This window comes from Alcaligenes sp. Marseille-Q7550, from assembly GCF_965112015.1.
Genome location: NZ_CBCOPU010000002.1, coordinates 699518 through 716200, shown reverse-complemented (window position 1 = coordinate 716200; position 16683 = coordinate 699518). Strand labels below are relative to the sequence as shown.

The following is a 16683-nucleotide window of genomic DNA, read 5'->3' as shown; positions in this document are numbered from 1 at the left end:
ATCGCCGCAACGCATCACCTCTTCATCAGTCAAAGGAGATCATCACTTATGAGCAGCAAAATCCGTGTCGGCATCGCAGGTTATGGCAATCTGGGGCGAGGCGTCGAACTGGCCATCGCCCAGAATCCGGACATGGAGCTGGTCGGCGTCTTCACCCGCCGCGATCCCGCTTCCGTGAAACTGCAGAATGCGTCCGTGCCCGTGCATGCGCTGGACGGCATCGAGCAGCACCGTGACGCCATCGACGTGCTGATCCTCTGCGGCGGCTCCAAGAACGACCTGCCCGAACAGGGCCCTGCGCTGGCCCGGTGGTTCAACACGGTGGACAGCTTCGACACCCATGCCCGCATTCCGGAATACCACGCCGCCGTGGACGCCGCCGCCCAGGGCGCGGGGACCACGGCCCTGATCGCCGTGGGCCGGGATCCAGGCCTGTCCGCCATCAACCGCCTGTACGGCGAATGCGTGCTGCCGGTGGGCGAGACCTACACTTTCTGGGGCAAGGGCCTGAGCCAGGGCCACTCGGACGCCATCCGCCGGGTGCCCGGCGTGGCCGGCGGCGTGCAGTACACCCTGCCTATCGAGGCCGCCGTGCAGCGCGTGCGCAACGGCGAGCAGCCCGTGCTCAGCACACGCGAGAAACACAAGCGCCAGTGCTTCGTGGTGCTGGCCGAAGGCGCCGATGCCGACGCCGTGCGCCAGGCCATCGTCACCATGCCCGACTATTTCGCCGACTACGACACCGAAGTCAATTTCATCGATGCGGACACGCTGGCGCGCGAGCATTCGGCCATGCCGCACGGCGGTTTCGTGATCCGCAGCGGCCAGTCCGGCGCCGGCACCCAGCAGGTGGTGGAGTATTCCCTGAACCTGGGCAGCAATCCGGAATTCACCTCCAGCGTGCTGGTCGCGTATGCGCGCGCCGCCTACCGCATGAACCAGCAGGGCCAGATCGGCGCCAAGACGGTGTTCGACGTGGCTCCCGGCCTGCTCTCGCCCAAGTCGCCCGCCGAGCTGCGCAAAGAGCTGCTGTAAAACGGCGATTCCACCCATCGGCGCGCGCCATGCGCGGCGCTGATGGGCGGAATCAGTATTCGCGGCAGTCCTGCGCCTGCAAGTAGGGGGCAATAAAGAGTAAAATATCGCTCCTCTTCTACTTTTTCAGAGTGTTGGCATGCGTTTGCTGATAGCCCTGCTGCTGCCCTGGCTGGCGTTCTTCACCATCGGCCGCCCGTTTGCCGGGATCATCTGCCTGATCCTGCAGATCACCCTGATCGGCTGGGTTCCCGCCGCCATCTGGGCCGTGTATTCATTGAGTCAATACAAGACCGACAAGAAAATCGAACAGGCCCTGGGCAAGCGCTGACCCTCCCTAGGGTAAATCCTTTCCGTATTGCGCGTCTGAGCCGGTAGAATCTGCCGGCACAGACGTTTTTTATCTTTTTTTGCCGATGCAGCCATGACCATACCGCCCAGCATGGGTCATTCTCCTGACCCCGGCGAGGAAACCATGCCCGCAATGGGCGTTGCGCCTCGCCTCGAGCTGAACGACATCACCAAGGAATACCCGGCCGTCGTCGCCAATGACAGCGTGTCCCTGTCCATCAGGCCGGGCGAGATCCATGCCGTGCTGGGCGAGAACGGTGCCGGTAAATCCACGCTGATGAAAATCATCTACGGCGTGGTCAAGCCTGATCGCGGGCAGATACTCTGGGACGGCCGGCCGGTGCAGATCAGCAGTCCCGCCGCGGCACGCCAGCTGGGCATAGGCATGGTGTTCCAGCATTTTTCCCTCTTCGATACGCTGACGGTCACGGAAAACATCGCCCTGGGCCTGCCTGCCTCGACCAATATGCAGGAACTGGAGGGGCGCATCCGTGAAACCGCCCGCCAGTACGGGCTGGACCTGGATCCGCGCCGGCACATTCATACCCTGTCGGTGGGCGAATGCCAGCGCGTGGAGATCGTGCGCGCGCTGCTGGGCAAACCCAAGCTGCTGATCCTGGACGAACCCACCTCCGTCCTGACGCCCCAGGCGGTGCGCCGCCTGTTCGGCACCTTGCGTCAGCTGGCGGCCGAAGGCTGCAGTATCGTCTACATCAGCCACAAGCTCGACGAGATCCGCGAACTGTGCCATGCCTGCACCGTGATGCGGGCCGGCAAGGTCACCGGCTATTGCGATCCGCGCCAGGAGACCACCGCCAGCCTTTCGCGCCTGATGATAGGCGCCGAGCCGGCTTCGCTGGGGGCTCGCGCCCGGCAGGAGGGGGCCACGCTGCTGCAGGTGCGCTCGCTGCGCCTGCCCAAGTCGCACCCCTTTGCCTGCGAGCTGGAAGACATCAATTTCGAACTGCGCCAGGGCGAGATCCTGGGCGTGGCCGGCATTTCGGGCAATGGCCAGCAGGAGCTGCTGGCGGCCTTGTCGGGCGAGGACACCCGCGCCGACCCGCAATCCATCCTCCTGGACGGCCAGCCCGTAGGTCAGCGCGATGCGGCCTGGCGGCGCGACCACGGCATGGGCTTCGTGCCGGAAGAGCGCCTGGGGCGCGGCGCCGTGCCGGAGCTGTCGCTGGCGCAGAACCTGCTGCTGTCGCACCAGGGCGAAGACACCGTGCGGCGCGGATTCCTGCGCTTTGCCTCCATACGGCGCCTGGCCGGGGGCATCATCCGCCGCTTCAGCGTCAAGGCTGCGGGCGACCAGGCCCCGGCCAACAGCCTGTCCGGCGGCAATCTGCAGAAGTACATCATCGGCCGCGAAGTCACGCGCCAGCCGCGCGTGCTGGTCATCGCCCAGCCGACCTGGGGCGTGGACGTGGGCGCGGCCGCCCAGATCCATACCGAGCTGCTGGCCCTGCGCGACGCCGGTTGCGCGCTGCTGGTCATTTCCGAAGAGCTGGATGAATTGTTTGCGATCGCCGATCGCCTGATTGTGATTTCCAAGGGTCGTATGTCTCCTTCCATTCCCGTGGCGCAAGCCAGTGTCGATCAGATCGGGCAGTGGATGAGCGGTTTGTGGACGGAGGCCGGGCATGCTCAGGCTTGAGAACCGCGCCGCTCCATCCACGCTGATGGCCTGGTGTTCGCCCTTGCTGGCCGTGTTGCTGACCATGGTCGTGGCCGGCGCCTTGTTCTGGGCGCTGGGCAAGAACCCGCTGGCGGGCTTGAATGTCTTTTTCCTGGAGCCCCTGCGCGACATGAACGGCTGGGCGGAGGTGGGCGTCAAGCTGATTCCGCTGCTGCTCATTTCCGTCGGCCTGGCCATCTGCTTTCGCGCCAATGTCTTCAACATCGGCGCCGAGGGGCAGCTGGTGGTGGGCGCACTGGCGGCCGGGGCCTTCGTGCTGCAGGTCGACACCGGCGAGAACGGCGATTTCTGGCTGAACTCGGCCGCCTTGCTGTGCGGCATGCTGGGCGGCATGTTCTGGGCCGCCATCGTGGCCTTCCTGAAGGACCGTTTCAACGCCAATGAGATCCTCGTCTCCTTGATGCTGGTCTATGTGGCCCAGCATCTGCTCAGCTACCTGGTGCACGGCGCCTTGCGCGACCCGGACGGCTTCGGCTTTCCGCAGTCCAGCCTGTTCTCGGACGGCTTTCTGCTGCCTGCGGTACTGCCGGGCACGCGTCTGCATGTGGGCATCGTGCTGGCCCTGGTGGCCGCGGTGCTGGGCTGGCTCTTCCTGACTCGGAGCATGTCCGGATTCCGGCTGCGCGTGGGCGGCATGGCGCCGCTGGCGGCTCGCTATGCCGGCTTTTCCTCGCGCAAGGCCTTGTGGACGTCCCTGCTGCTGTCGGGCGCGCTGGCCGGCCTGGCCGGAGCGGCCGAAGTCATGGGGCCGGTGGGGCAGTTGACACCCTCCATCTCCCCCGGCTACGGCTTTGCCGCCATCATCGTCGCCTTCGTGGGCCGCCTGCACCCGCTGGGCGTGATTTTTTCCTCTTTCGTGATGTCCCTGATCTACATCGGCGGCGAACTGGCGCAGAGCCGCCTGGGCCTGCCCAACGCCATCACCGGCATCTTCCAGGGCATCTTGCTGTTTTCCCTGCTGGCCTGTGACGTGTTCATCACCAAGCGTCTGGTCTGGAGAAAGTAATGGACGCCATCGCACCTCTGCTCGCCGCGACCATCAATGCGGGCACGCCCTTGATGCTGGCCGCGCTGGGCCTGCTCATCAACGAGAAATCCGGCGTGATCAACCTGGGTTCCGAAGGCATGATGCTGATGGCCGCCATCGTGGGCTTCGCTGTCGCCGTGCAGACCGGCAACCCCGCGCTGGGCTTTCTGCTGGGCGCATTGACCGGCATGGTCATGGCGGCGTTCTTCGCCTGGCTGACGGTCTGGCTGGGCGCCAACCAGGTGGCCTGCGGCCTGGCGCTGTCCCTGTTCGGGGTAGGCGCCTCGGCCTACATCGGCATCCCGCTCTCGGGCAGCTCTCTGGTCGTGACCAAGGCGGGCATTCCTTTCCTGAAGGACATTCCCTTCATCGGGCCCGCCCTGTTCGAGCAGCACTACATGGTCTATGTATCCTGGGTCCTGTGCGGCCTGGTGACCTGGTTCCTGGCCCGCACCCGCGCCGGCCTGGTGCTGCGCGCGGTGGGCGAATCGCCTTCCTCGGCACATTCGCTGGGCTATGACGTACGCCTGATCCGCCTGGGCGCGCTGGTGTTCGGCGGCGCTTGCTGCGGGCTGGCCGGCGCCTTCATCTGTCTGGTGTACACGCCCATGTGGGTGGAGAATATCGTGGCCGGACGCGGCTGGATCGCACTGGCGCTCACCACCTTCGCCACCTGGCGGCCCCTGCGCGTGATGCTGGGCGCCTACCTGTTCGGCGGCGTCACCATCCAGACCGATCGCGCCCAGGCGCTGGGCGTGCCGGTGGCCTCCCAACTGCTGGCCATGATGCCGTATCTGGCCACCATCATCGTGCTGGTTCTGATCTCTCGCAATGCCAACTGGATCAGGCTGAACATGCCTGCCTCGCTTGGCAAAAACTTCAATCCCAACAGTTAGAGGACTGATATGTCTGGAAACTTTCTGCGCAAGGCGCTTCTGGCCGCTGCGGTGGCCTCCCCTCTGGCGTCCGTGCCCGCCCAGGCGGCCGACCAGGAACCCCTGAAAATTGGTTTTGTCTACGTCAGCCCCATCGGAGAGGCCGGCTGGACCTGGCAGCAGGACATCGGCCGCCGTGAAATGGAAGAGGCCCTGAAAGGACGCGTGGTGACCCAGTATGTGGAAAACGTGCCCGAAGGCGCGGACGCCGAGCGCGTCATCCGCGATCTGGCCCAGCAAGGCAACAAGCTGATCTTCACCACGTCCTTCGGCTACATGAACCAGACGCAGAAGGTCGCCAAGCAGTTTCCCGACGTGAAGTTCGTCCACTCCACGGGCTACAAGACGGCGCCCAACGTGGCCACCACCAATGCCCGTTTCTACGAATCCCGCTACCTGGCCGGCGTGCTGGCCGGCAAGATGACCAAGTCCAACGTGGTCGGCTATGTGGGCGCGCACCCCATCCCCGAAGTGCTGCAAGGCATCAACGCCTTCGCCATCGGTCTGCGCAGCGTCAATCCTGAAGCCCAGGTGCGCGTGGTCTGGGCCAACAGCTGGTACGATCCGGGCAAGGAACGCGACGCGGCCGTCACGCTGCTGAGCCAGGGCGCCGACGTGGTGACCCACCATACCGATTCGACGGCCACCGTGCAGGCCGCCGAAGAGGCCGGCAAGTACGCCATCGCCTCCCACTCGGACGTGCACAAGTTCGGGCCCAAGGCCCAACTGGCCGCCGTCTCCCACCACTGGGGCGAATACTTCACCAGCAAGGCCAAGGAAGTGCTGGACGGCAACTGGAAAAACGACAGCACCTGGGGCGGCCTGAAGTCCGGCATGGCCGCGCTGGAGGGCTTCGGGCCTGAAGTGCCCGCCGACGTGAAGGAGCTGGTCCTGGCCAAGCAGGCCGAGGTCATCGCCGGCACGCTGCAGCCTTTCGCCGCTCCCATCAAGGACAATGACGGCAAAGTGCGCCTGGAGTCCGGCTATCTGGATGACGACGCCCTGAACCGCATGGACTACTACGTGGAAGGCGTGGCCAGCAAGCTGCCCAAGCAGTAAGCCCGCAAGGCCAAAAGAAAGAAGCCGGGCTGCGCGCCCGGCTTTTTGCTTCCTGAATCCCCGCCCGGCTTTGGCTGCGCAGGGATTTTTTCATTGTCATGACGTCCGCATGGCCTCCACGACCGGGTAGAAGTCGGTGTTTTCCTGGCGCATGTGCTCGTGCAGGCGGCGCAGCACCGTGTTGGCGTCGCTGCGGAACAGCTCGGGCTGCCGGGCCACGGCCTGCGCCGTGTTCCAGCGGCGCGAGAAGCCCAGGTAGGAGGCCGCCAGGGCCTGCATGTCGTCCTGGTAGGCCTGGCCCAGGCGGGCCAGTTCCGCGTTGCCGCTGCGTTGCAGGCTGGGGTAAAGTACCTTGTCCTCCACGGCCAGATGCATCTTGATGATGGAGCTGAGCTCCACCACCTGGCGAGCGATGCGTTCCGCGTTTTCGGCTATGCCGGCGTGGGCGAACCTGCGCAGGGCGGCGATGCCGGCCAGGATCTGGACATGCTGGTGCTTGAAGGAGGAGAGGTCCATGAGCTGTCCTTTTCGAATAGTGCGGTCTGAGAATCGGTTTTAAGATGGATATTAAATATATCTTTGGGGGCGCACAAGTTTGCCGCGAGGCGGCATGCGGTCAGGAACGTGCGGGGCGCTTGCGAGCCAGCCGGCGCGAAGCCCGGACCCAGCGCAGGGTCAGCAGGACGGCCACGATGGACAAGCCGGTCACCAGCCCTATCCAGATGCCCACGCCGCCCATGCCCGCCTGGAAGGCCAGCAGGGCGCCGGTAGGCACGCCCAGCACCCAGTAGCCTACCAGGGCCAGCAGCATGGGCGTGCGAGTGTCGTGCAGGCCGCGCAGCATGCCCGCCGCCACGGCCTGGGCGCCATCACTCAGCTGGAACAGGGCGGCCAGAGCCAGGAAGCTGATGGCCAGCGGGATCACGGCCTGGTTTTCCGGCAAGTCCAGGTCCAGGAACAGGCTGATCAGGCTGAGAGGCGCGATCCAGAAGACCAGGGCGGCCAGTCCCATGAAACCCACTCCCAGGAAGTAGGCGATCCAGCCGGCGCGGCGAGCGCCAGCGGATCCACCCGTCCGGCGGCCAGGCCTACGCGTATGGTCGCCACCTGGCTGAAGCCCAGCGGGACCATGTACGACACCGAGCTGATCTGCATGGCGATGGCGTGCGCCGCCAGTTCGGACTTGCCGATCACGCCCATCATCATGATGGCGGCATAGAACACCAGTGTTTCCAGGGTGAAGGTGATGGCGATGGGAATTCCCAGTTTCCACATCTGCCAGAGCCGCTTCAGGTCCCAGTGCCAGACGCGGTCGAACAGGTAGTAGCGCCGAAAGCGCGGGTCGCGCAGCACCACCACGCACAGTCCGGCGAACATGAACAGGCTGGACAGGGTGGTGGCCAGGCCGGCGCCCCGCAGGCCCATCGCCGGCAGCCCCAGCTTGCCGAACACCAGCACCCAGCCAAGCAGGGCATTGACGCCGATGGCCAGCACGGCGATCAGGAGCGTCCAGCCGGGCTTTTCCATTGCCGCCAGGAAGGAGCGCAGCACGATGTAGCCCAGATAGGGCAGCAGCGCCCACTGCAGGGCATGCATATAGGTGACCGATCGCGCCGCCACCGCCGGGTCCTGCTTCATCAGCACCAGGATATCCTGTGCATGCCAGAGCAGCACCCAGGCGGGCAAGGTGATCAGCAGGGCCGTCAGCAAGCCGTGGCGGATGATCTGCTGCACCTCGCGCACGTCGCGCAGCCGGCGGCCCAGCGTGGTGGCCAGCATGGGGACGACGGCCGAGACCAGGCCCATGCTGAAGATCATGAAGGCCTGGTAAAGGCTGGCCGACAGGGAGCCGGCCGCCAGTTCGTCCTTGCCCAGGCGCCCCATATAGATCAGGTTGGTGGTCAGCAGCGCGATCTGGGCCAAGTTGGTCAGGATCAGCGGGCCGCCCAGGCGCAAGGAGGATTGCAGTGCAGCCAGCCAGGCGGGACCCTGTCCGGCAAGGTGACGAGGAGAGCTCATGGATCAGTTCTGGCGGGGCAGCGCCCAGGTGCTGATGGCCTGGGCGACCGGCGCGCCTCCCTGGGCCGGTTCGAGCAACACTTCTCCGGCGCACAGACGGCCGGTCTTGTGGATGCGGGCGTGGGCCAGGATGTCGCCGGGCGGCGCCTTGCGCAGGAAATTGATGGTCAGGCTGGAGGTGACGGCGTCGGGATTGCCCGTGGCGCCTACCACGGCGGCGTACAAGGCCAGGTCGGCCAGGCCCATGAGCATGGGGCCGGCCACCATGCCGCCCATGCGTTGGTGGGCGCTGCGTTGCGGCAGGCGCAGGCAGGCGGTGCCGTGCCCGATGTCCACGACGTCGATGTCCAGGACGGCGGCGAAGGGATGCAGGCGTTCGAGCAAGTCGCGAAATTGCGCGATGTCGATCCGGGGCTCGGAAGAAGAGGGAGCTGTGGGCATGATGTCGCTGGAAGGGATAACGACGTTGTAAATGAAATGCACTGGCTGGTACTGTATCAGATAGCTCCGCATGCCGGGGCGGGCGGGGTGGAGCCTGAACAAGCGCCGCCCTTTTTCGGAACATTGTTGACGGAGGCGGACACCATGAAACGGATATCGATTGCCCTGGCGGCGGGACTGACTTTGGCGGCGGGCGCGACCTGGGCGCACGGCCATGAGCATGGCCACGGGCATGCAACCCAGGTCCGGGCGCTCAGCACGCAGGTGCAGGCGCGGCACTGCTGGGTACGCCTCATGCCGGGTCGTGCGCCGGCGGCTGCCTACCTGGAGCTGGAGAACCAGGGTGAACAAACCGTGCAGTAGACCGGGGCAGGCTCCCCTTCCTATGGCCCCGCCATGGCGCACCAGTCCAGCGACAAGGACGGCATGAGCCACATGAGCCATGCCGATGCGGTCGCCATACCCGCAGGAGCTCGACTGACCATGCAGCCCGGCGCGTATCACGTCATGCTGGAGAAGCCGGCTGCCAAGCTGGCGATAGGGGAAAGCATAACCTTGAGCCTGCACCTGTCCGATGACACGCAGGTCCAGACCCAATGCGAACTGCGTCCTCCCAAGACCCAGTCATACTGATCGGAGATTTAGTTCCGGCTCGATTTTCGGGGCCTGGATGCGGAAGGCTGGAAGACCTCGTCCAGGGTGTTGGCGTCCAGCAGCTGCAGGCTCCACGCCGTCAATTGGCGTGAATTCGCCGTGGACAATTGTTGCCTGCGCGCATTGGGCAGCTTGCCGAACTTGTGCCGTATCAAGCGGGTCTAGGTGTCCTGTTGGGCTTGCAAGCCCTTTTGTAGACCTTTTTGCAAACCTTTTTGAATCCCCTGGGCTTCCCATTGGTGCAGCCAGGAATCGGAGTTGTCTTCAAGCATGGCGCGTATGTCCTTCAAGTGCAGGTGTTGAGGAAGGTCCAGATTGGGCAGGCAGCGCGGCAGGATGGCCTGGTTGACCCAGGCAGCCAGATCACGCAGCAGAGTCATGTCCGTGCAGGTGTCCAGGACAGTCTGCATCAACTCATTCAGGTGTGCCAGCCCTTGGTTGTGCTGGATCCGGCAGATCAGGACAAACAGGTTGGCGGGCTGCAAGGAATGGTTAAGAGTCTGTTTTTTTAGGTCAATCAGTAAGTAGGTTTGCTCCGGAATGTGGTCTGCAGGCCACGGCGGGCCAAGCTTGGGAAAAAGGTCCTGGCTGCGGGTGGGGGCGTTCCAGGTCTGCTTGCCGCTGTACAGAACCAGCATCATGGGCAGGGGCAGCGGGCTCTTGGGTTCATGACCTTGAATGACCCCGGCGTATGACGCTTCGGAAGCGCGCCCAGGGCCTCAGCCCTGGATGATCTCCAGGACAGCCTGGTTGAAGGCTTTGGGATTGGCCAGGTTCATGCCGTGCGCGGCATCGGCGATGGTGAACAGGCGATCTTCGCGCCGATGGGCCCGTATCAGGTCCATGCAATGACGGTAGCGAGGCGGGCTGTTCTGGCCGGTCAACAGGGCCAGCGGCGCATTCAGGTCCTTGAGCCATTCCAGCGCCGGGCTGCCGCCCGGCTCGCTTTGCTGTTCGAGCAGAGTGTGGGCAGTGTCCCGGACCATCTCGCGGAACCAGCGCGTCATCTGCTTCCAGGTCCCGGAACCGTTGACCGTGTCCACGAACAGGGCCATGGCGCCGTCGATATCTCCTTGCCGCAGGCGTTGGGCGACCTGCTCGAACAAGGAGGCGGAGGAGTAGGCGCCGGGCGTTGGGAAACCCGGATCGGCCAGTGTCAGGCTGGCTACCCTTGCGGGAGCTCGCTGGGCCAGCAGCAAGGCCACGTGGCCGCCGCGTGAATGGCCCAGCACATGCACTTTCTGCCGGGGGAATTGTCGGGCCAGCAAGGCATCCAGGTCCTGGGCGTGTTGTTCCGGGCTGAAGCGCATGGGGTCGGCTACGCCCGGCCAGTAGGAGCGCAGGCTGGGCGCCAGCACGCGGTGGCCGGTCGCCAGGAACGGGATTTGCCAGCGCCAGTAGCGCCAGTCGCACAGGGAACCGTGGATGAGGAGCACGGGTTCGCCCTGACCCTGGTCCACCAGCGTGTGGCGATAGTCCAGGACATCCAGTTCAACAGTGCGGTAATCGGGAAAGTTCATGTCGGGCAGGAGGCGCTGGACGGTCGTTCGTCCGCCAGGCCATGAAAAAGACTTCCGTGTTGGGCGGTTCATCGCCTGCTTGCTGTTTGCCTTAGGGCCGTCGCCATTTGGATTCGCCCGGCACAGGACAGTCGCGGCGGATTGTCTTGTGCCGAGAGAATCCCTCTGCGTGGGATCTTTACCTTGGGCGGCCCGGTGTAACGGCGATAGAAAAACAGGGCGAGCCCGGTTCGGAGGAGGGTGGGTCCGCGGGCTGACGGAGCTTATTCGAGCAGCTTCAGGCGGCTGCGGGCGGTTTCTGCGGCGTCGGATTGGGGGTAGTCCTTGACGATGCGCTGCAGGCTGGTCTTGGCGCCGGCCAGGTCATTCAATTCGATCTGGCTGGAGGCGATCACCATCAGCGCGTCGGCGGCGCGTGGGCTTTGAGGCGAGGCTTTCACGAATGCCTGGAGCTTCTGGACGGAGGTCTTGAAGCTCTTGATGGCGTACAGGCTGCTGCCTTCGTAGAAACGTACCTCGTCGGCCAGCACGCTGGAGGGATAAGCGGCCAGGAAGCCGGCAAAGCCTTCGGCAGCCTGCTTGTATTGGCCGGCGCGGTAGGCGTCCATGGCGCTGTCGTACACGGCCTGCTCTTGCGGGTCGGCGGCCTGGGGCGCATTGTTTTGCGCGGTGGAGTTGTCCTGGCGCAGGTTGCTCGCTTCCCAGCTCAGTTTCTCGACCTGACCGCGCAGCGTGACCACCTCGGAGCGCAGGGATTCGATCTGGTCCGCCAGATGCAGCCGCGCCTGCGCATTCTGGTCGTTCATCTGCCGGATTTGCTGACGCAGTTCCAGAATGGCGCGCCTGGCTTCATCATCGGCAAAGGCCTGGGCCGGCAGGCAGGCGAACAGGGCAGTCGCGGCCAGCAGGGACGCGGTCGCGAGACGAAAAGGCTTTTTATAGGCGTTCATAGTGGTTTCCGTAAAAAAATGCTCCCACGCTGCGCAGGCCGATAGCCTGCCTGCTGTCCACCTCGCAGCTGGTATGCCGTGCGGATTCTTCAGGTTCAGAATAGCCCTGCGGACAATTCCATGTCTGACGAACCCCCAAAAAGAAGCATTTTACCTTGGGACGGTCCGGCACTCCGGCGGTCCGGCGTTCCGGTGGTCCGGCACTCCGGCGGTCCGGCGTTCCGGTGGTCCGGCATTCCGGTGGTCCGGCATTCCGGTGGTCCGGCATTCCGGGGTCCGGCACTCCGGCGTTCCGGGGTCCAGCGCTCCGGCACTTCAGCGATCCGGCGGCTTGGCGATAAAAAACGCCGCGGCGTAGAAAAACCGCCACGGCGTTGGAACAACTGGGTCTACGCAGGAATCAGCGTTGGTAAACGATGTCTGCGCGACGGTTTTCAGCGTAATCGGCTTCGGTGTTACCCAAGGCCTTTGGACGCTCTTTACCAAAGCTCACGGCTTCGACCTGGTTGGCGTTGACACCCAGCAGACCGAGCATGCGGGCCACGGCGTCGGAGCGACGCTGACCCAGGGCCAGGTTGTACTCGGCGCCGCCGCGCTCGTCGGTGTTGCCCTCGATGCGCACAGTTTGCTGAGGATGGCTGCTCAGGTACGACGCATGCATCTCTACGAGGCTGCGGTACTGGTCGGCGACCACGTAGCTGTCGTAGTCAAAGTACACCGAACGCTGCTGCGCCAGTGGGCTTTGAGGATTGAATGGGTCCATGATTTGGCCTGCGCTGGCAGAGTCGGAGCCAGTGCCAGTAGAGCCGGAACCGGATTGATCCAGGGGTACCGAGCTGCAAGCAGCAAGGGCGGCGGCCATAGCGGCAATGGTAAGACTTTTGAGAATGCGCGAGCTCATTTGAATTCCTTTTGAAAAAAGAGTCACACAGGATGTCAGTTGGTAAATGGTCCACAGGTGGGTTCGCGTACTTTGCCATTCAGAGAGGAGAGGGTCTGACGAACGCGACCGTCCACAGATGTGACAGCTAGGACACTACGGCCCCCCTGAACAGAACTATATAAGATCGGCATCCCATTAGGGGCAAAACTCGGAGACTGATCGTCGGGACCTGCCGTCAGCAGCTGCTCTTACCCGGTTGCCATGTCTTGGGTGGCAATTCGGAAAGCGCCGTTTCTACGTGTGACGTATACAAGGCTAGTACCGTCCGCAGAGACCTCCGGTGAAATATTGTAACTCCCGTTGAAGGTTATGCGTTGAGCGTCGCCCCCGCCCAGACCGACTTTGTAAATGTTGGGCGCGCCGCCACGGTCGCTGACGAACACAAGGGAGTTGCCATCCGGCGTAAAACTCGGTTCAGTGTCGATCAGCGGCGAGCGCATCACGCGACGCAGTCCGGAGCCGTCCGCATTTAGCGTGTAGATCTGCGAAATTCCGTCCCTGGAGAGCACAACTGCAAGCTGATTGCCGTTTGGAGCCCAGGCTGGGCTGCTGTTGTTGCCCTTGAAATTGGCCAGCGGTTCGCGATGTCCGGTGGCCAAAGTTTGCACATAAACCACAGGTTTCTCGTTCTCGAAGCTCACGTAGGCCAGTTTTTTGCCGTCAGGCGACCAAGCCGGCGAGATGATTGAGTGTCGGGAACGCAACATTACCTGCGGATTTTGGCCATCGGCGTCTGCAATTTGTAACTCATAGCTGTTGCCGGTTTGCAACACGTAGGCCAATCGCGTGGAGAAAACCCCGCGTATGCCCGTAATTTTTTCATAAATGCGGTCGGCGATCTGATGCGAAATCCGCCGCAGCTCCTTTTCGCTGCCGGCAAATGCCACGCCGTCGAGCTGGGTCTGGCGTACCGAATCCACCAGGCGGTAGCTGACGGAATACTGGCCGCCGGTCTGGGCGACCGAGCCGTAGGCCAGGTAGTCGGCGCCGCGGTTGCGCCATTCGTCGTAGGCGATGGTGCTTTCGGCGTTCAGGTTGGCGCCGGCGGCGTTGATCAGCTGGAACTGGCCCGAGCGGGTCAGGTCGGCGCGGATGACTTCGGCCAGCGACTGGGTCGCCGGGTTATTGGCGAAATCGGCGATCGCGATCGGGTACTGGGTAGCACCCACACCGGACATGTCGACCCGCAGTTGGGCCTGGGCCGGCTGGCTGGCGAACAGTCCGGCGGCCATGGCGAACAGTCCGGTGGCCATGGCTCGCCAATGACGGCGTACTGTCGCTATGGCTGGGGTAGCGGCGGTCATTATGCAATCTCCTGATTAATCGAACATGCGGTACTCACCATCAATATACGATGGATACTTCCCGCTGGGCGGTTTGGGGAAAGGACTGCATCGGGCAAGTCCCTTGGATACGGCATCATCGAATTGGGCGATACCGGAGGAGCGTTTGATCTGCACCCGGCCCGGCGTGCCGTCCGGATTGAGATCGACGCGGTATTGGAGCGTGGGGTTGCCGCGCACTTCCGAGCGGGCCGGCGTGTTGTAGATGACGCCGGGCTGCACGCAGGCGCGCACCTTGGCCGCGTAGCCGCCATCGCCTCCGCCGCCGCCCGCCTGGTTGCGGTCGGCCGTGCCGCCGGGGCGGCCTGGAGCGCCTTCGCGCATGGCGCGCCGGAAGGCCTCTTCCTTGGCCTTGCGTTCGGCCTCGGCCTTGGCCTTGGCGGCAGCCGCCGCCTTGGCCTTGGCCTCGGCTTCCGCCTTGGCTTTGGCTTCGGCCGCTGCCTTGGCCTTGGCTTCGGCTTCCGCCTTGGCTTTCGCTTCGGCCTCTGCCTTGGCCTTGGCTTCGGCTTCCGCCTTGGCTTTGCGTTCAGCCTCGGCCTTGGCCTCGGCTTCCGCCTTGGCCTTGCGTTCCTGTTCCTGCTTGTCCTTCAGTTCGCGTTCGCGCCGCTCGGCCGCCAGTTTCTCCTGGCGCAGCTTTTCCTGGCGCTCCTGCTCCAGCCGTTCTTCGCGGTCTTTTTTCTCGCGTTCCTTGCGCGCCTGCTCCAGGGCGATCTCGGGGTCGACCTCGGGTTCGGCCGGGGGCGTGGCCTTGGGAGGCTCGGGCGGCGGAGGAGGGGGGCTCGGGCTGGGGCTCCGGTTTCGCGGGTTGCGGCTGAGGTTCGGGTTCGGCCGCCGGTTCCGGTTCGGGCTGCGGCTCGGGTTCGGCTTCAGGCGCTTCAGGGTCCGCGTTCACGGCGGCGTCCGGCGCCACGCCGTCCATCCACAGTTCGACCTGCACCGCGTTGGGCGTCTTGGGCGCGGAAAAAGTAGGCCCGCCAGCATGGCGAGCAGCAACAGCCCGTGCAGACCCAGGGCGATCAGCAGGCCGCGCCGGTCTTCCCTCTGTTCGGGAGTGAGCTGGGCCGGATTGCGGGTATTGCGAGTTCTCTGCTTCATTCAGTTCAGGTCTTCGCGCCGGACGCGCCTGCGGGCGCGTTCGGCCTGGTTTTATTTGCGATCATTGGCGTCGCTGTTCTGGTCCACGAGCAGGCCCAGGCGGGTGATGCCGTTGGAGCGCAATTCGTCCATCAGTCCCATGACGGTCTCGTAGGGGACCTTGCCGTCGGCCGCGATCACGACCGGGCTGTCGGGCTGGATGCGCGAGCGCACTTCGGCAAGCAGGGTGGATTTCTCGATGGTCATGAACTCGGAACCGGGCTCGCGCAGGCGTATGGCCAGCTTGCCGTCCTTGTCCACCTGGAGTTCCACCGGCTTGGCCGGCACGTCGGAGGCCTGGCCCACCGAAGGCAGCTCGATCAGGCCGGGAGTGATCATGGGCGCGGTGACCATGAAGATCACCAGCAGCACCAGCATGACGTCGATATAGGGAACGACGTTGATTTCGTTTTTCATGCGCCGGCCGGAGCGGCCGGTGCTTCCACGCATCGATGGCATCAGTGCACCTGTCGCTGCAAGATGTTCAGGAATTCGTCGATGAAGCTGTCGAAGCGTATCGAGATGCGATCCAGCTCGTTGGTGAAGCGGTTGTAGGCCACCACCGCCGGAATGGCGGCGAACAGGCCGATGGCCGTGGCGATCAGGGCTTCGGCGATGCCCGGCGCCACCGAGGCCAGGGTGGCCTGCTGCATGCCCGACAAGCCGATGAAGGCGTGCATGATGCCCCAGACCGTGCCAAGCAGGCCGATATACGGGCTGACCGATCCGGCCGAGGCCAGGAAGTTCAGATGCGTCTCCAGCGTATCCATTTCACGCTGGTAGCTGGCACGCATGGCGCGGCGCGGGCCGTCCAGCAGGGCGATGCCGTTGGGCTGGGTGCGGCGGGCCTTGATGAATTCGGTCATGCCGGCCTCGAAGATGCGGGCCAGGGCGCCGTGTTCGGCGCGGCGCGAGGCGATGGACTGCTGCAGCACGGCCAGGTCGCCGCCCGCCCAGAAGTCGTCCTCGAAGCGGCGGGTCTGGTCAAGCGTGCGTTTCAGGGCGGCGCGCTTGCTGAAGATGTAGGCCCACGAAAGAATGGAGATGCCCAGCAGGATCAGCATCACGAGCTGAACGGGAATGCTGGCATCGATGAGTAGCGAAAGCAGCGACAGGTCGCTAGAAGCTTGCATGGTCAGTCCTGAACCTTTTCCAAGAGTGTACGTAAGTCAGAGTCCAGCTTGCTTGGACGAAGCGTTTTAGCGTCAACGCAAACAATTTGGATGGTGCTGTGGCATAACAGTTCCCCGTCCAGCAGGGCGCGCTGCTCGAAATTGATCGTGGCCGCCCCGATATGGGTGATGCGGCTGCGCACCGAGACCAGATCGTCCAGCCGGGCAGGTTTGCAGTATTGTATTTCAACCTTCTTGACTACGAACAGGCGTTGAATCTGCTCGGCCACGTCGGATTGATGCACGCCCAGGGACCGCAGCCACTCCGTGCGCGCACGCTCGAAGAACTTCAGGTAGTTGGCGTAGTACACGATGCCGCCGGCATCCGTGTCCTCGTAATATACGCGAATATCGAGGCGGGCCTCGGAGCCCCAGTTGTCAATAAGCATGTCGTTGGTAAG

Annotated in this window: 20 protein-coding genes and 2 pseudogenes; 8 read left to right on the top strand and 14 right to left on the bottom strand. The window is 64.0% G+C overall.

The window, feature by feature from the left end:
• The first annotated feature begins 48 nt into the window (after positions 1 to 48).
• The 6 genes from ACWPWO_RS12750 (at position 49) to ACWPWO_RS12725 (ending at position 6106) form a co-directional block, all read left to right on the top strand.
• Positions 49 to 1035 (top strand): diaminopimelate dehydrogenase, encoded by a 987-nt coding sequence (locus ACWPWO_RS12750; protein ID WP_454006892.1) that lies wholly within the window; start codon positions 49 to 51, stop codon positions 1033 to 1035.
• A 139-nt stretch (positions 1036 to 1174) separates the two neighbouring features.
• Entirely contained in the window at positions 1175 to 1366 is a 192-nt protein-coding gene (locus ACWPWO_RS12745; RefSeq protein WP_394061431.1) for a YqaE/Pmp3 family membrane protein, read from the top strand.
• A gap of 153 nt (positions 1367 to 1519) precedes the next feature.
• Positions 1520 to 3043 (top strand): ABC transporter ATP-binding protein, encoded by a 1524-nt coding sequence (locus ACWPWO_RS12740; protein ID WP_454007488.1) that lies wholly within the window; start codon positions 1520 to 1522, stop codon positions 3041 to 3043.
• The gene (locus ACWPWO_RS12735) at positions 3030 to 4091 is read left to right on the top strand and encodes an ABC transporter permease (RefSeq protein ID WP_454006891.1); all 1062 of its coding nucleotides are present in this window, start codon (positions 3030 to 3032) and stop codon (positions 4089 to 4091) included. The genes ACWPWO_RS12740 and ACWPWO_RS12735 overlap by 14 nt, the downstream gene beginning before the upstream one ends.
• Entirely contained in the window at positions 4091 to 5008 is a 918-nt protein-coding gene (locus ACWPWO_RS12730; protein WP_454006890.1) for an ABC transporter permease, read from the top strand. Before ACWPWO_RS12735 ends, ACWPWO_RS12730 begins: the two co-directional genes overlap by 1 nt.
• A 9-nt stretch (positions 5009 to 5017) precedes the next feature.
• Positions 5018 to 6106: a BMP family ABC transporter substrate-binding protein gene (locus ACWPWO_RS12725; protein WP_454006889.1), complete on the top strand. Its 1089-nt coding sequence runs from the start codon at positions 5018 to 5020 to the stop codon at positions 6104 to 6106.
• A 96-nt stretch (positions 6107 to 6202) separates the two neighbouring features.
• Here ACWPWO_RS12725 and ACWPWO_RS12720 read toward each other — a convergent pair whose 3' ends face one another.
• From ACWPWO_RS12720 to ACWPWO_RS12705, 4 genes are all read right to left on the bottom strand, one after another.
• Entirely contained in the window at positions 6203 to 6622 is a 420-nt protein-coding gene (locus ACWPWO_RS12720) for a hemerythrin domain-containing protein (RefSeq protein ID WP_454006888.1), read from the bottom strand.
• 100 nt (positions 6623 to 6722) lie between these two features.
• A complete protein-coding gene (locus ACWPWO_RS12715) occupies positions 6723 to 7118 on the bottom strand; it encodes an MATE family efflux transporter (protein ID WP_454006887.1) in 396 nt (131 codons plus the stop codon).
• Complete coding sequence (locus tag ACWPWO_RS12710; protein ID WP_454006886.1) at positions 7073 to 8125, bottom strand: MATE family efflux transporter; 1053 nt, start codon at positions 8123 to 8125, stop codon at positions 7073 to 7075. Before ACWPWO_RS12710 ends, ACWPWO_RS12715 begins: the two co-directional genes overlap by 46 nt.
• Positions 8126 to 8128: 3 nt before the next feature.
• Positions 8129 to 8566: a PaaI family thioesterase gene (locus tag ACWPWO_RS12705; protein WP_454006885.1), complete on the bottom strand. Its 438-nt coding sequence runs from the start codon at positions 8564 to 8566 to the stop codon at positions 8129 to 8131.
• Positions 8567 to 8710: 144 nt separating this feature from the next.
• Here ACWPWO_RS12705 and ACWPWO_RS12700 point away from each other — a divergent pair, with 144 nt between their 5' ends.
• Both ACWPWO_RS12700 and ACWPWO_RS12695 read left to right on the top strand, forming a co-directional pair.
• Positions 8711 to 8929, top strand: a complete 219-nt coding sequence (locus ACWPWO_RS12700) for a hypothetical protein (protein WP_454006884.1) — start codon at positions 8711 to 8713, stop codon at positions 8927 to 8929.
• A 12-nt stretch (positions 8930 to 8941) separates the two neighbouring features.
• Positions 8942 to 9199: pseudogene (locus ACWPWO_RS12695) on the top strand (copper chaperone PCu(A)C); the annotation flags it as partial.
• A gap of 8 nt (positions 9200 to 9207) precedes the next feature.
• On the opposite strand, the gene ACWPWO_RS12690 reads toward ACWPWO_RS12695, so the two are convergent.
• The 10 genes and pseudogenes from ACWPWO_RS12690 to ybgC all read right to left on the bottom strand — a co-directional run bounded on the left by ACWPWO_RS12690 (position 9208) and on the right by ybgC (position 16671).
• Positions 9208 to 9375, bottom strand: a complete 168-nt coding sequence (locus ACWPWO_RS12690) for a hypothetical protein (protein ID WP_454006883.1) — start codon at positions 9373 to 9375, stop codon at positions 9208 to 9210.
• A gap of 6 nt (positions 9376 to 9381) precedes the next feature.
• Positions 9382 to 9873: an Rpn family recombination-promoting nuclease/putative transposase gene (locus ACWPWO_RS12685; RefSeq protein WP_454007487.1), complete on the bottom strand. Its 492-nt coding sequence runs from the start codon at positions 9871 to 9873 to the stop codon at positions 9382 to 9384.
• 66 nt (positions 9874 to 9939) lie between these two features.
• The gene (locus ACWPWO_RS12680; protein ID WP_454006882.1) at positions 9940 to 10740 is read right to left on the bottom strand and encodes an alpha/beta fold hydrolase; all 801 of its coding nucleotides are present in this window, start codon (positions 10738 to 10740) and stop codon (positions 9940 to 9942) included.
• A 263-nt stretch (positions 10741 to 11003) separates the two neighbouring features.
• Positions 11004 to 11690 (bottom strand): tol-pal system protein YbgF, encoded by a 687-nt coding sequence (ybgF, locus tag ACWPWO_RS12675; RefSeq protein WP_454006881.1) that lies wholly within the window; start codon positions 11688 to 11690, stop codon positions 11004 to 11006.
• A 400-nt stretch (positions 11691 to 12090) separates the two neighbouring features.
• Positions 12091 to 12591 (bottom strand): peptidoglycan-associated lipoprotein Pal, encoded by a 501-nt coding sequence (gene pal, locus ACWPWO_RS12670; RefSeq protein WP_394061409.1) that lies wholly within the window; start codon positions 12589 to 12591, stop codon positions 12091 to 12093.
• Between the two features lie 35 nt (positions 12592 to 12626).
• A pseudogene (gene tolB / locus ACWPWO_RS12665) lies at positions 12627 to 13937 on the bottom strand (Tol-Pal system beta propeller repeat protein TolB).
• A 15-nt stretch (positions 13938 to 13952) separates the two neighbouring features.
• The gene (tolA, locus tag ACWPWO_RS12660) at positions 13953 to 14846 is read right to left on the bottom strand and encodes a cell envelope integrity protein TolA (RefSeq protein WP_454007486.1); all 894 of its coding nucleotides are present in this window, start codon (positions 14844 to 14846) and stop codon (positions 13953 to 13955) included.
• A gap of 276 nt (positions 14847 to 15122) precedes the next feature.
• A complete protein-coding gene (gene tolR, locus ACWPWO_RS12655) occupies positions 15123 to 15569 on the bottom strand; it encodes a protein TolR (protein WP_394061403.1) in 447 nt (148 codons plus the stop codon).
• Positions 15569 to 16243, bottom strand: coding sequence for a protein TolQ (gene tolQ / locus ACWPWO_RS12650; protein WP_394061401.1), 675 nt, complete (start codon positions 16241 to 16243; stop codon positions 15569 to 15571). The genes tolR and tolQ overlap by 1 nt, the downstream gene beginning before the upstream one ends.
• A gap of 2 nt (positions 16244 to 16245) precedes the next feature.
• Positions 16246 to 16671: a tol-pal system-associated acyl-CoA thioesterase gene (gene ybgC / locus ACWPWO_RS12645; RefSeq protein WP_394061399.1), complete on the bottom strand. Its 426-nt coding sequence runs from the start codon at positions 16669 to 16671 to the stop codon at positions 16246 to 16248.
• Positions 16672 to 16683 lie beyond the last annotated feature (12 nt).

Excerpts from the sequence above, each read along its gene's own strand:
- ybgC (WP_394061399.1), bottom strand. The coding sequence starts at position 16,671 with ATGCTTATTGACAACTGGGGCTCCGAGGCCCGCCTCGATATTCGCGTA.
- pal (WP_394061409.1), bottom strand. The coding sequence starts at position 12,591 with ATGAGCTCGCGCATTCTCAAAAGTCTTACCATTGCCGCTATGGCCGCC.
- ACWPWO_RS12715 (WP_454006887.1), bottom strand. The coding sequence starts at position 7,118 with ATGGGACTGGCCGCCCTGGTCTTCTGGATCGCGCCTCTCAGCCTGATC.
- ACWPWO_RS12735 (WP_454006891.1), top strand. The coding sequence starts at position 3,030 with ATGCTCAGGCTTGAGAACCGCGCCGCTCCATCCACGCTGATGGCCTGG.
- ACWPWO_RS12750 (WP_454006892.1), top strand. The coding sequence starts at position 49 with ATGAGCAGCAAAATCCGTGTCGGCATCGCAGGTTATGGCAATCTGGGG.
- ACWPWO_RS12680 (WP_454006882.1), bottom strand. The coding sequence starts at position 10,740 with ATGAACTTTCCCGATTACCGCACTGTTGAACTGGATGTCCTGGACTAT.
- ACWPWO_RS12745 (WP_394061431.1), top strand. The coding sequence starts at position 1,175 with ATGCGTTTGCTGATAGCCCTGCTGCTGCCCTGGCTGGCGTTCTTCACC.
- ybgF (WP_454006881.1), bottom strand. The coding sequence starts at position 11,690 with ATGAACGCCTATAAAAAGCCTTTTCGTCTCGCGACCGCGTCCCTGCTG.
- tolQ (WP_394061401.1), bottom strand. The coding sequence starts at position 16,243 with ATGCAAGCTTCTAGCGACCTGTCGCTGCTTTCGCTACTCATCGATGCC.
- ACWPWO_RS12700 (WP_454006884.1), top strand. The coding sequence starts at position 8,711 with ATGAAACGGATATCGATTGCCCTGGCGGCGGGACTGACTTTGGCGGCG.
- ACWPWO_RS12730 (WP_454006890.1), top strand. The coding sequence starts at position 4,091 with ATGGACGCCATCGCACCTCTGCTCGCCGCGACCATCAATGCGGGCACG.
- ACWPWO_RS12710 (WP_454006886.1), bottom strand. The coding sequence starts at position 8,125 with ATGAGCTCTCCTCGTCACCTTGCCGGACAGGGTCCCGCCTGGCTGGCT.
- ACWPWO_RS12725 (WP_454006889.1), top strand. The coding sequence starts at position 5,018 with ATGTCTGGAAACTTTCTGCGCAAGGCGCTTCTGGCCGCTGCGGTGGCC.
- tolR (WP_394061403.1), bottom strand. The coding sequence starts at position 15,569 with ATGCCATCGATGCGTGGAAGCACCGGCCGCTCCGGCCGGCGCATGAAA.
- ACWPWO_RS12705 (WP_454006885.1), bottom strand. The coding sequence starts at position 8,566 with ATGCCCACAGCTCCCTCTTCTTCCGAGCCCCGGATCGACATCGCGCAA.
- ACWPWO_RS12720 (WP_454006888.1), bottom strand. The coding sequence starts at position 6,622 with ATGGACCTCTCCTCCTTCAAGCACCAGCATGTCCAGATCCTGGCCGGC.
- ACWPWO_RS12740 (WP_454007488.1), top strand. The coding sequence starts at position 1,520 with ATGGGCGTTGCGCCTCGCCTCGAGCTGAACGACATCACCAAGGAATAC.